At 73.4% G+C, this 12,749-nt stretch carries 10 protein-coding genes and 1 tRNA gene; 7 read left to right on the forward strand and 4 right to left on the reverse strand.

The window, feature by feature from the left end:
- Window positions 1-105 precede the first annotated feature (105 nt).
- The 5 genes from ispD (at window position 106) to BS72_RS18575 (ending at window position 6,293) form a co-directional block, all read left to right on the forward strand.
- On the forward strand, window positions 106-909 hold the full coding sequence (gene ispD / locus BS72_RS18555; protein ID WP_078901458.1) for a 2-C-methyl-D-erythritol 4-phosphate cytidylyltransferase: 804 nt from the start codon (window positions 106-108) through the stop codon (window positions 907-909).
- Window positions 899-1,441 carry a 2-C-methyl-D-erythritol 2,4-cyclodiphosphate synthase gene (gene ispF, locus BS72_RS18560; RefSeq protein ID WP_037911998.1) on the forward strand — a complete coding sequence of 181 codons (543 nt, stop codon included), beginning with the start codon at window positions 899-901 and terminating at the stop codon, window positions 1,439-1,441. The genes ispD and ispF overlap by 11 nt, the downstream gene beginning before the upstream one ends.
- Before the next feature lie 369 nt (window positions 1,442-1,810).
- Window positions 1,811-3,202, forward strand: a complete 1,392-nt coding sequence (gene cysS / locus BS72_RS18565) for a cysteine--tRNA ligase (RefSeq protein WP_037912001.1) — start codon at window positions 1,811-1,813, stop codon at window positions 3,200-3,202.
- A 116-nt stretch (window positions 3,203-3,318) separates the two neighbouring features.
- Entirely contained in the window at window positions 3,319-4,281 is a 963-nt protein-coding gene (rlmB, locus tag BS72_RS18570) for a 23S rRNA (guanosine(2251)-2'-O)-methyltransferase RlmB (RefSeq protein WP_037912002.1), read from the forward strand.
- Between the two features lie 371 nt (window positions 4,282-4,652).
- Window positions 4,653-6,293, forward strand: coding sequence for a DoxX family protein (locus BS72_RS18575; RefSeq protein ID WP_078901849.1), 1,641 nt, complete (start codon window positions 4,653-4,655; stop codon window positions 6,291-6,293).
- A 397-nt stretch (window positions 6,294-6,690) separates the two neighbouring features.
- Here BS72_RS18575 and BS72_RS18580 read toward each other — a convergent pair whose 3' ends face one another.
- From BS72_RS18580 to BS72_RS18590, 3 genes are all read right to left on the reverse strand, one after another.
- Entirely contained in the window at window positions 6,691-7,470 is a 780-nt protein-coding gene (locus BS72_RS18580; RefSeq protein ID WP_078901459.1) for a nucleotidyltransferase family protein, read from the reverse strand.
- Between the two features lie 287 nt (window positions 7,471-7,757).
- Complete coding sequence (locus tag BS72_RS18585; RefSeq protein WP_037912004.1) at window positions 7,758-8,198, reverse strand: hypothetical protein; 441 nt, start codon at window positions 8,196-8,198, stop codon at window positions 7,758-7,760.
- Between the two features lie 343 nt (window positions 8,199-8,541).
- Complete coding sequence (locus BS72_RS18590; RefSeq protein WP_037912006.1) at window positions 8,542-9,660, reverse strand: ABC transporter ATP-binding protein; 1,119 nt, start codon at window positions 9,658-9,660, stop codon at window positions 8,542-8,544.
- Window positions 9,661-9,874: 214 nt separating this feature from the next.
- Between BS72_RS18590 and BS72_RS18595 the strand changes: the two genes are divergently transcribed.
- Window positions 9,875-9,951: transfer RNA gene (locus BS72_RS18595), tRNA-Thr, on the forward strand.
- 367 nt (window positions 9,952-10,318) lie between these two features.
- Here BS72_RS18595 and BS72_RS32490 read toward each other — a convergent pair.
- Entirely contained in the window at window positions 10,319-11,488 is a 1,170-nt protein-coding gene (locus tag BS72_RS32490) for an ATP-binding protein (protein WP_078901460.1), read from the reverse strand.
- Here BS72_RS32490 and BS72_RS18605 point away from each other — a divergent pair.
- Entirely contained in the window at window positions 11,487-12,749 is a 1,263-nt protein-coding gene (locus BS72_RS18605; protein ID WP_232792461.1) for a helix-turn-helix domain-containing protein, read from the forward strand. The two genes, BS72_RS32490 and BS72_RS18605, sit on opposite strands and share 2 nt — an antisense overlap.

The raw sequence follows: 12,749 nt of genomic DNA on the forward strand, positions 1-12,749 counted from the left end.
GCGGCACCTGGTTCGCACATGACGACCGGGTGCTGCGGCATGCTGGCACCCGTACCCGGGTGCCGCACCGAGGCAACCGCCACCCGCTCAGCGAGGCTCCCCCGGATGTCACGGAAGGGGTCCGGAGGAACCGCCGCGCCTGGCGCGGTGCCCGGCTGCCGCCAGGCGTCCCTCCAGGCCATACCCACCTCACACAAGGACACAAACCTGCGTACCGCTGCTGTCATTCCCGCCGCCGGACGTGGAGTCCGGCTCGGCCCCGGCGCGCCCAAGGCGCTGCGGACCCTGGGCGGCGTGCCCATCCTTGTGCACGCGGTGCGCGCGATGGCCGCCGCCCGTGCCGTGCGGGTCATCGTGGTCGTCGCTCCGCCCGAGGGAACCGCCGAGGTCAGGGGGCTGCTGGACGCCCACGGGCTGCCGGAGTCCACCGACATCGAGGTCGTGCCCGGCGGGGAGACCCGCCAGGAGTCCGTACGGCTGGGCCTGGCCGCGCTGCCCCCGGACGTCGACGTGGTCCTCGTCCACGACGCGGCCCGGCCGCTGGTGCCCGTGGAGACCGTGGAGGGCGTGGTGGACGCCGTCCGCGGCGGCGCGCCCGCCGTGGTGCCCGGGCTGCCGCTGGCCGACACCGTCAAGAGCGTCGAGCCGGCCACCGGCGAGGTTACCGGCACCCCGCGGCGGGAGCTGCTGCGGGCCGTGCAGACCCCGCAGGGCTTCGACCGCCAGGTGCTGGCCAAGGCGCACGAGAGCGTCACCGGCGAGGTCACCGACGACGCCGGCATGGTCGAGCAGCTCGGCGTGCCGGTGCTGGTCGTACCCGGCCACGAGGAGGCGTTCAAGGTGACCCGGCCGCTGGACCTGGTGCTCGCCGAGGCCGTACTCGCCCGCAGGAGGGCCCGTGGCCACTGAGACACCGGAAACCTCGGGCGGGCCCGTCGGCCTGCCGGGCCTGGTGCTGCCCCAGGTCGGCATCGGCACCGACATCCACGCCTTCGAGGAGGGCCGCGAGCTGTGGTGCGCGGGCCTGCTCTGGGAGGGCGAGGGCCCCGGGCTGGCCGGCCACTCCGACGCGGACGTCGTCGCGCACGCCGCCTGCAACGCCCTCTTCTCCGCCGCGGGCCTCGGCGACCTGGGAGCCCACTTCGGCACCGGGCGGCCCGAGTGGTCCGGCGCGTCCGGCCTGACGCTGCTGGCCGAGGCCGCCCGGATCGTGCGGGCGGCGGGCTTCACCATCGGCAACGTGGCCGTCCAGGTGGTCGGCCTGCGGCCCAAGATCGGCAAGCGGCGCGAGGAGGCCCAGCGGGTGCTCTCCGAGGCGGCCGGAGCGCCGGTCTCGGTCAGCGCCGCCACCACCGACGGCCTCGGCTTCCCCGGGCGCGGCGACGGGCTCGCCGCCATCGCCACCGCGCTCGTCGTACGGACGGGCACCCCCGCCGGATAGCGCGCGCCGCCGCCGACGGGCCCGTTCCGCCGGCGGCGCGCCCGCGCCCGTACCCCGCTCATGCCGCCCGCTCCCCGGGACCGGGCCGGCGCGGCACCCGGGCGAGACCCCGGCGGGACCACGGCGGTGCCCCGACGGGACCCGACGGGAGCCGGCATCCGGGCGCCATCCCCGCGGTACTCAGGGCCGCGGGCACCGCGGGCATCGCGGTCGGCACGGACATGCAGGGGGCATCGGCGGCCCGGACGGCGCGCGGACGGAACGGGACGGAACGCGGGTGGCGGGCCGATGGCGGGCGGATGGCGCGCGTGCTCCCGCACAGCCTGTGGACAACCCCACGCACGCCCTTCGGGCCACTACCCTTGTGGCGTGACTATTCGCCTGTACGACACCGCCGCCCGCCAGGTTCGCGACTTCACCCCGCTCACCCCGGGCTGTGCGTCGATCTACCTGTGTGGCGCCACCGTGCAGGCCGCGCCGCACATCGGCCACATCAGGTCGGGGCTCAACTTCGACGTCATGCGCCGCTGGTTCCAGTACCGGGGCTATGACGTGACGTTCGTCCGCAACGTCACCGACATCGACGACAAGATCATCGCCAAGTCCGCCGAGCAGGGCCGGCCGTGGTGGTCGATCGGGTACGAGAACGAGCGGGCCTTCGCCTCCGGCTACGACGCCCTGGGCTGCCTGCCGCCCACCTATGAGCCGCGCGCCACCGGCCACATCCCCGAGATGATCGAGCTGATGGGCGCCCTCATCGAGCGCGGCCACGCCTACGCGGCCGAGGGGAACGTCTACTTCGACGTGCGCTCCTTCCCCTCCTACCTGGAGCTGTCCAACCAGGAGCTGGACAACCTGCGCCAGCCCGAGGGCGAGGGCGAGACCGGCAAGCGCGACGCGCGGGACTTCGCCATGTGGAAGGCCGTCAAGCCGGGCGAGCCGTCCTGGGAGACCCCGTGGGGCCGCGGCCGGCCCGGCTGGCACCTGGAGTGCTCGGCCATGGCCCACAAGTACCTGGGCCGGGCCTTCGACATCCACGGCGGCGGGATCGACCTGATCTTCCCGCACCACGAGAACGAGATCGCCCAGTCGAAGGCGTACGGCGACGAGTTCGCGCGGTACTGGCTGCACAACGCCTGGGTCACCCTGAGCGGCGAGAAGATGAGCAAGTCGCTCGGCAACTCGGTGCTGGTCTCGGAGATGGCGCAGCGCTGGCGGCCCATCGTGCTGCGGTACTACCTGGGCACCCCGCACTACCGCTCCATGATCGAGTACAGCGAGGAGGCGCTGCGGGAGGCCGAGGCGGCCTTCGCCCGCATCGAGGGCTTCGTGCAGCGGGTCATCGAGATGGCCGGGCCGGTCGAGCCCGCCGCCGAGGTGCCGCCGGCCTTCGCCGAGGCGATGGACGACGACATGGGCGTCCCGCAGGCGCTGGCCGTGGTGCACACCACCGTCCGCCAGGGCAACAGCGCGCTGACCGCGGACGACAAGGAGAGCGCGGTCGCGCGTCTGGCCGAGGTCCGTGCGATGCTCGGAGTGCTGGGCCTCGACCCGCTCGACCCGCAGTGGACGGCCGCCGACCGCGGGGACGACCTGCACGGCGTGGTCGACTCCCTGGTGCGGCTCGTGCTGGAACAGCGGCAGTCGGCCCGCTCCCGCAAGGACTACGCCACCGCGGACGCGATCCGCGACCAACTCGTCCAGGCGGGTCTGGAGATCGAGGACACCCCGTCCGGCTCCCGGTGGACCCTGCGGGGCTGACCCCCGGCAGGCCCCCGGAGCCGAGCGAGAAGCCCCCGGTGCCGCCCTCCCCCAGAGGGCGGCACCGTCCCGCGTGCGCGTCCCGCGCCCGCATCGAGTGAAGAAGTGAGAGACCCATGGCCGGCAACAGCCAGCGCAGGAACCGCCGTACGAGCAACAAGAAGGGCGCCACGGTCGGCAGCGGCGGGCAGCGGCGCCGGGCCCTGGAGGGCAAGGGCCCGACCCCGCCCGCCGAGATGCGCAAGGGCCACAAGAAGAACCGGATCGCCAACGCCCAGGCCAAGCGGACGGTCTCCTCGCAGTCCCGCCGCCCCTCCGGCCGTGGCGCGAAGTCCACCTCCGAGATGGTGGTGGGCCGCAACCCGGTGGTCGAGGCGCTGCGCGCGGACATCCCGGCCACCGCGGTCTACGTCCAGCAGTTCATCGACAACGACGACCGGGTGCGCGAGGCGCTCAAGGTCGCCACCGACCGGGGTGTGCCGCTGCTGGAGGCGCCCAAGCCCGAGCTGGACCGGATCACCGCCGGCCTCAACCACCAGGGCCTGGTCCTCCAGATCCCGCCCTACGAGTACGCCCACCCCGAGGACCTGCTGGCCAAGGCGGCCGACCAGCGCGACGACCCGCTGATCGTCGCGCTGGACGGCGTCACCGACCCGCGCAACCTCGGCGCCGTGGTGCGCTCGGTCGCGGCGTTCGGCGGCCACGGCGTGGTGGTGCCCGAGCGGCGCGCCGCCGGGATGACCGCGGGTGCCTGGAAGACCTCCGCGGGCACCGCCGCCCGCGTCTCGGTGGCCCGTGCCACCAACCTCACCCGCGCGCTGGAGGCCTACAAGAAGGCCGGGCTGCTCGTCGTGGGCCTGGCCGCCGACGGTGAGGTCGCGCTGCACGAGCTGGAGGCGCTGTCCGGGCCGGTCGTGGTGGTCGCCGGCAGCGAGGGCAAGGGCCTGTCGCGGCTGGTCAGCGAGACCTGCGACCTGCGGGTGCGCATCCCGATGCCGGGCGGCGCGGAGTCGCTCAACGCCGGTGTGGCCGCGGGCGTCGTGCTGTACGAGGCGTCCCGCCGCCGGGCGAGCCGCTGACCTGACCCGTCGCGCCCGGCCCGCCGACGACCGCGGGCCGGGGCCCGGCCGCACCCACGCCCGGCCGGGGGCGGAGAGCCGGGGCGGAGAGCCGGGGGCGGAGAGCCGGCCCACCCGCGTCCGGCCGGGTGGTCCTCGCGGAATTCCTGGTGGCGCCAGGGTGGACGGACGGTTCTCTCCGTGGGAACGCGTGCCGGTCGGGCCCGGAACAGGCGGAGATCCGGCCCCGGACCGCTGTGACGGGTGCCTGACGGGGGACTGTCAGGCAGTGTCCTAAACGACCGTCACTCGGTTAGATGAGTGTGGACACCAGAACACCCCGCACTTCCCCGGGGGGAGGGGCACCCGGGTTCGACGAGCGTGTGCTGACCATGCCGCGGGTGCCGAGCGATCCCGCCCAGGTCATCGTCAACCACGCGAGTTTCCGGGTGCAGCTCGGCGCCGCCTCGATCCGCGCGCTCGGGACGGAGGAGACCGTCCGGATGCCCGCGGTGCGCCGCCGCACCCCTGTGGTCTGGTCCGGCCACTCGGCCCCCCAGCTCACCAGCGCGGTACAGCGGGCCGGAGCCGCCCCCGCCCCTGGGGGCACCGGCACCCAGGTGCTGCCGCGCGTCGGCGAGAGCACGGTGCTGCCGCCCCCCGTCCCCGTCGTGGTCGGCCACCAGCGCACCCCCCGCGACGAGTACGGCGACTACGGCGAGTTCGGCGGCGCGTACGCCGACTACGGTGAGCCGACCGTCGTCGGCCCCCGCGTCCGCGGCGGCAACGGCCGCTACGGCGGCCCTGTCGCCCCGTCCGGCTACGACGGCCCCGCGTCGAGCGGGTACGACGGCGCCGGAGGCGACCCCGGTGACGACACCGGCCGGCGCGGCCGCCGCGGCCCCTCCGTCAAGCACGCCTACTACCCGCACCGCAGGCTCAACCTCGGCATCGTGCTGCTGCCGCTGCGGGTGTTCCTCGGCTTCGTGTCGATCTACGCCGGCATGGGCAAGCTGTGCGACCGGGTGTACTTCGACGGCGGCAGGCGCGGCTCGATGGTCACCTGGCTCTCCTCGCTGCACCCGTGGGCCGCGGCGGAGCCGCTGCGCGCCGTCGCCCTCAACCACCCGGTGGGCGCCGGGCTGAGCATCGCCTTCCTCCAGGTCGTGGTCGGCGTGCTGACCGTGGCCGGGCTGTGGCAGCGGATCGCGGCGGTCTTCGGCGCGGCCCTGTCGATCGCGCTGCTGGTCACCGTCAGCTGGCGGACCGTCCCCGTCTACGACGCCCCCGACTTCATCTACCTGGCCGCGTGGAGCCCGCTGGTCATCGCCGGCGCGCCCGTCTACTCCGTCGACGGCCACCTGGCGGGCGACGCGTGGCGGCGGCTCGGCCCGCGGGTGTCCATCTGGGACCTGCGCCGCCGGGTGCTGCGCCGCGGCGCCGTGCTCGCCGTGTTCACGGTGGGCGCGACGCTGCTGGTCGGGTCGGTGCTCGGTGCGGCCGTCCGGGCCAGCAGCAGCCGTCCCGACACGCCCGGCACCTCGGTGACCCCGACCAACAACCTGCCCGGCACCACGCTGCCCGAGGTCTCGGGCGGCGGTTCGGACGGCGGCTCCGACGGCAGCAGCCCCCGCCCCGAGCCGACGAACTCCACGGTGTCCGGCACCGCGGAGCCCACCGAGGGCACCACGCGGGAGCCGTCCACGAGCCCGACCGGCACCACCGACTCCAGCGGCAGCCCCGCCACGGGCCCGTCCGAGACCGGCACGGGCACGGGAACGGGCGGCACGGGCGGCGGGACGCCCACGGACAGCGGCTCCGGCGGCACCACCGGCGGCGGGCAGACGGCGACGCAGGCCCCGCCCCCGGCGGCCACGCAGGATCCGGCGCCGTCCCAGCCGAGCAGCAAGCCCTCCCCCGGCGCGATCGGCGGCCTGCTGGGCAGCGCGGCCCCCACCGGGCTGCTGCTGGGCATGGCCCGCTACGGCGGGGGCCCTGAGCAGGGCTCCGAGGGGCGGCACGAGGAGGTCTGACAGCCGGCCAGGAGCTTCCCGGGGACGCCCCCGGGAAGCTCCTGGGACCAGACAGCGGCGGGCCCGCACCGGATGTCGGTGCGGGCCCGCCGCTGTGCGGCGTGCCGGAGGGGGCGCGTTCGCGCGTTCGCGCGTTCGCGTGCTCGCGGGTCCGCGGGTTTGCGGGTCCGCGGGTCCGGGGCTTCGGAGGGCGCCGTCAGGGCGCCGTCAGGGCGGCCGGGCGTCCGGGTTCAGCCCGCGCGGGGGAGGAGCGGACGGGTGGCGCGTCCGTCCAGGGGAAGGGCCGTCCGGGTGAAGGCCGTCCGGGGTGAGGGACCGTCCGGGCGAGGTGTCGAGCGGTTTCGGGCGGTTTCGGGCGAGGTGGCGTGCGGTGTCGGGCGGGCAGGGTGCCGGGCGGTCAGCCGCGGCGGGTGCCCAGCTCCTTCGCGGCCTCGCCGAGGTCCTTCGCGGTGTCGATGGCCCGCCAGTAGGAGCCGTGCGGGATCGGGTAGCCGGCCAGCCGCCGCTCCCGGGCCAGCCGGGGGAAGGTGGTCCGCTCGTGGTCGCCGATGTCCGGCAGCATCTCGGCGAACCCGGCCGCGAAGACGTACACGCCGGCGTTGATGAGGTACGGCGACGGCGGCGCCTCGATGAAGTCCAGCACCTGGCCGAACTCGTTGGTCTCGACGACGCCCCACGGGATGCGCGGCCGGGCCAGCGCCAGCGTCGCCACGGCGTCCCGCTCCTCGTGGAAGGCGGCCATCTCGCGCAGCGGGAAGCGCGTCCACACGTCGGCGTTGGTGGCGTACCAGGGCTCGTCCGGGCGGGGGAGCGAGGCCGCGGCGTACTTCAGGCCGCCACCGCGCCCGAGCGGCTCGTGCTCCACGACGGCTGTGACGTTCAGCGGCAGCGGAGTGCTGTCCAGCCACTCCTGGAGCACCTCGGCGAGGTGGCCGCACGAGACGACCGCGTCGGTGACGCCCTCGGAGGCCAGCCAGGCCAGTTGGTGCCCGATGATCGGCGTTCCCGTGCCGGGGATCTCCACCATCGGCTTCGGCCGGTCGTCGGTGTACGGCCGCAGCCGCGAGCCCTGGCCGCCGGCCAGCAGCACCGCCTGGGTGACCGTCGCGGCGGGGACGGGGGCGAGGGTGTGCGGGGCGGTGTGGGCCCCGGGACCGGGATGGTCGGCACGCGTCATGCAGCGCACCCTATGCGACACGGGCGCCCGGAGCCTGTCCTGCGGACACGCGACCACCCCCGCGGGTGGTTTCGGCGCGGACGGTTCCCCCGGGGGCTCACGGGGTCCCCCGCGTCCCCTCGGGGGACGCGGCCGCGGGTGGCCGCGTGCGGCCGTGCACGGGGACGCGGCCGGGCGCCGGCCGGGCACGTGCGGGCGCACCGAGTGCGAGACGGCGCGGCACCCGGCGGGCGGAGTGGCCGGATGCCGCGCCGCGCGCGGGCGGAACGGGTACGCGTGGCGCCCGTTCAGCCCACGGAGGCGACGCCGGTGGCGAACGACGTGTCGCACACCGGGCGGGAGAAGGCCTGCGCGCGCTGCGTGGCGCCCTCGTACTTCGCGACCGCCGCCCGGCCCAGGGAGCGGGCGATGGAGGTGCAGTACTTGGCCAGCGAGGGCTGGCGCGCCATGGCCACCTGGAGGTCGGTGAGGGCGGTGCCCGGGTCCTTCTGCTGGAGCTCCGCCAGCAGCTTCTGGCGCAGCGCCTCCTGGGGCGTGAGGACCGTGTCCTTCTGGGCGGCCTTCCCGGTCGTCGCCGAGTCCTCGGTGGTGGACGCGGCCAGCAGCCGCCCGTCGGAGGACGACGCGGCCCACGGCACGCGGGTGACGGCGAGCGTCCCCGACAGGACGAGGACGACCGGAAGAACGAACGCGAATGTCTTGCCGAGACGGCGAGCTACCTGGTTCACGACTCGGATGGTAGCGACTGGTGCCGATTCGGCGACATTGAGTCACCCTGACGAGGGATAGGAAACGGAGTAGTGCGGCTCACACGGTTGACGAACGGCACCGAACAGTGCCGAACAGTGCCGAAGGGCACCGAAGAGTTCGGAAAGCACCGCAAAGGCGGAAAGGAGCCGAATGGACGGAGAAAGCCCGGATGTGCGTCGCGCGGGTCTGCCCGTTCACCGATCTGCCCGCCTGCCCGTGGTGCGTCCCCGGACATGACGAGGCGGCCGGCGGTACGCGTGGTGCGTACGGCCGGCCGCCTCGTTCGAGCCTTCGGGTGCCGGGGCGGGGCCCCGGGCCGGATCAGTCGCTCAGGCGCTCGCCGGAAGAGGTGGCGAAGACGTGCAGCTCGCCCGTGCGCGGCACGACGTGCAGCACGGAGCCCTTCTCCGGGATCTCGCGGCCGCCGACGCGGATGACCAGTTCCTTGGTCTCGCCGCCGACCTCGGCGCTGCCGTACACGTAACCGTCGGCGCCCAGCTCCTCGACGACGTTCACGTTGACCGCCAGGCCCGCGGGCGCGTCCTTCGACAGGCCGGAGCCCTCGGCGCTGACGATGTCGAAGTGCTCGGGGCGCACGCCGACGGTGACGGTGCGGTCACCCTTGTCGGACGCCGCCTTCACCGCGTCGCGGTTGACGTTGAGCACGCTGTTGCCGAACTTCACGCCGCCGTCGGTGATCGGGACCTCGACCAGGTTCATGGCGGGGGAGCCGATGAAGCCGGCGACGAACAGGTTGGCCGGGCGGTCGTACATGTTCCGCGGGCTGTCGACCTGCTGCAGGAGGCCGTTCTTGAGGACCGCGACACGGTCGCCCATCGTCATGGCCTCGACCTGGTCGTGGGTGACGTAGACGGTGGTGACGCCCAGCCGGCGCTGCAGGCTGGCGATCTGGGTACGGGTCTGGACACGCAGCTTGGCGTCGAGGTTCGACAGCGGCTCGTCCATGAGGAAGACCTGCGGCTCGCGGACGATCGCGCGGCCCATCGCGACACGCTGGCGCTGACCACCGGAGAGCGCCTTCGGCTTGCGGGCCAGGTACTCGGTGAGGTCGAGGATCTTCGCGGCCTCCTCGACGCGCTTGCGGATCTCCGCCTTGTTGACGCCGGCGATCTTCAGGGCGAAGCCCATGTTGTCGGCGACGGTCATGTGCGGGTACAGCGCGTAGTTCTGGAACACCATCGCGATGTCCCGGTCCTTCGGCGGCAGGTGCGTGACGTCGCGGTCACCGATGCGGATGGCGCCGCCGTTGACGTCCTCCAGACCCGCGAGCATGCGCAGGGAGGTCGACTTGCCGCAGCCCGAGGGGCCGACCAGGACCAGGAACTCGCCGTCGCCGACCTCGATGTCGAGGGCGTCCACGGCCGGCTTCTCGCCACCGGGGTAGATCCGGGTGGCCTTGTCGAACGTAACAGTAGCCATGACTGTCGCAGTCCCTTCACCGGCAGGAACGTGCCGGACGATCCGAGTAAAGGAAGCTCTTCGGAGAACCAGCTCCGGAGGTGTTCCACATGGGTCCGTCCGCTGTGAAGCGGACTCGCCGGTGACGCTACCCCGTGGTATCTGCCCTTGTCACCAGCCCTGGGCGAGGAATTTCACCCCGCCCCCACGCCCTTCGCCGGTACACTGCCCCTGCGCCTCCTTAGCTCAGCTGGCCAGAGCGACGCTCTTGTAAAGCGTAGGTCGTCGGTTCGAACCCGACAGGGGGCTCCACATCCGCCCTGGTGAGGGCGGCCCTCCCGGCGTCGGCCGCGGTGGGGCCGGGTCCCCGGCACGCCTCGTGTCGGCGCACGCCTCGTGTCAGCGTTCGGCGCAGGTGCGCGGCCGGGATGGCCGGCGGAGACAAGCTGGCGAAGAGGCGGCTTGACCTGCCCGAAGCGCGGGTCGAAGGCCGACTGGGCGGATCGGAGGAGCCGTAGCCCGAGGGGCGAAGCATCACCCTCGGCCGGGTGCGGTCGCAGAGACGCGAGCGCGGGCGCGGTGCGGCCTCGACCGGCCCGAAGACCGAGGGCCCTCGCCGGGGGGACGAGGGCACACGTCGGGGGTCGGCACCCGAGCCGGCCGGTCCTCAATCCTCCACTCACTCCGAGTGGTGTGCGGCCCAGTCCTGACGGGCGGCGGTGAGGGCGGGTCGGACCTTGTGGTCGAGCAGGTCGGCATGTGCTCGGAGCTTGGCGGCGATGGCGGTGAGGCCGTCCGGGTCGAGGCCGAGGATGTAGCGCCCGATGCTGACCTGGAGGTTGACCACCGGGATGCGCAGGCGGGGGTCGGGGGCGTAGGGGTTGCAGTCGATGCTGCCCTCGAAGACCGTGTCCTCCTCGACGCCGTCCCACAGGTCCGGAGCGGTGACCGGCACCATCGGGCCCTCAAAGAAGGCGCGGTGGTCGACCTGTGCCAGCCGCTGCGGCAACTCCTCCGTCGGCACGCCGATCTCCGTGGGATCGTCCTCGGCCCAGGCGGGCAGATACCCGAAGGTGACGGCACCGTCGGTGGTCGTGATCGCCCACGTACCCGGCGTACTCCAGGGCGGCGGCTGCTCTCGCCTTGCGGGCCGGATGCTGGAGGCGACCTCGAACCAGACCACTTTGCCGGCCGGATCGGAGAAGCTGCCCCAGTCGGCAGCGAGTGCGTCCACGAGCAGCAGCCCCCGCCCTCCCTCGGCATCCGGCGAACTGCTGCGCGGGTTGGGGCGTACAGCGCTGGAGTCGGTGACCTCGACCCGCAGCCTGACTCCGGTCCACCGCACCGCCACAGAGCACGGGGCCTGGGTGTGGTGGATGGCGTTGGCGATGACCTCGGTGGAGAGCAGTTCCACCTCGGCGACCTGTTCGTCCGAGAGGGCGACGTTCCAATCGCGGACCAGGGAGGTGATCGTGTGGCGGGCCTTCGGCACGGCACTCACCTCGGGCTCGACATGAAATCCGTGGAGGAGAAACGGCGTTGGCGTCGGCATCAGCGGGTCTCCTCGATACGGACTCGGCGACGGCGGTGGTGCCTCGCGGTACGGGGGATGACACGGGGCCGGGCAGGCGGCGGCATCAGGTTGCTCCTCTCGGTGCGTACGGTGAGCAGCAACTGTCAGGCTGTGACGGCATTGGTGGCTTCCCCGGCGCAGGTATACCCATGGTGGGTAGGCTTTTTCGGGCCTGCACACTGCACACTCGGTTGAACTGGCAGGACGGGAAAGCGCGATGACCGGATACCGACCAGCGACCGCGTTGCCGCGCGCCATTGTCGAACGAGCGGACATGCGGGCCGCGATCACCGCCCACGACTTCGGGACGGTGTTCCGCCTGGCGCGCGAACTGGCTGGGGTCAGCTACTCGAAGATCGCCGCCGAGTGCGGCATCAAGCCCGAACGGGTCGGCTCGCTCGCCCGTGGCAGGGGAAGCGTGACCAGCTTCGAGAAGGTCACCTGCGTCGCCGACGCCCTGCGTATCCCCGGCCACATGCTCGGACTCGCTTCCCGCCCATGGGAGAAGCGCGAGCCCCGTCCTGCCCCTGACCGTACGAGCGAGGAGGACGAGAGCTCCGTGGAGCGCAGGCGATTTCTCCAGGCAGGAACAGGCGCCGGTCTAGCGGCAACTCTGCCCGAACTGACCCGGCCCGCAGCCGGCCGCCGCGTCGGCCCGGAACTGCCCGAACGGCTTCGTCGGCGTACCGCAAGGCTGCGCCGCCTGGACCAGGTACTCGGTGGTGGCGACACGTACCGGGTCTACCTCGGCGAGTACCAAGCCACCAAGGCGCTGCTGCGGGACTCGACGTACTCCGAGCGGACCCGGCACGACCTGCTGTCCGTGCTGGCGGAGCAGGCACAGCAGGCAGGGTGGGCTGCGTTCGACGGTGGCCGGGCGGCCGACGCACGCGGGCTCTACGAGGAGAGCCACGGCGCCGCCACCGAAGCCGGCGACACCGCCCTCGCAGGCAACGCGCTGGCCTTCCTCGCCTACCAGGCCGTCAGCGGCGACCAGAAGGCCGGAGTCGAGATCGCCGCCCGATCCTGCGCGACGATCGGCCCCGACGCACCCGCCGGAGTACGCGCTCTGCTGCACGAACGACTCGCCTGGGCCTGCGCCGTCGCGGGCCTGGCCACCGGATGCGAACGAGCCCTTGCCGCCGCTGCAACGGCCCTCGCCACCGCCGGCGACGAGCCCCAGCCTGACTGGGTCTCGTGGGTCGACACCACCGAACTCCAGATCATGACCGGCCGATGCTGGACCGAACTACGCCGCCCACTGCGAGCGGTCCCCGTCCTGGAAACCGCCCTGGCCGCCTATGACGACACGAATGCCCGTGACAAAGCCCTCTACCTGTCATGGCTCGGCGACTCCTACCTCACCGCAGGCGAAGTCGAACAAGCCGCCACCGCAGCCGACCGCGCCCTCGACCTCGCCGAAGGCGTCGCCTCAGTACGCCCCCGCGCCCGCCTGACCCAACTCCTCAAACGCCTCGACGCCCACCGGGGGCTCCCCGCCGTGGACGCGGTACTGGAGAAGGCCGTGGCGGTCTGA

The sequence above is a fragment of the Actinacidiphila yeochonensis CN732 genome, from assembly GCF_000745345.1.
GTDB classification, from domain to species: domain Bacteria; phylum Actinomycetota; class Actinomycetes; order Streptomycetales; family Streptomycetaceae; genus Actinacidiphila; species Actinacidiphila yeochonensis.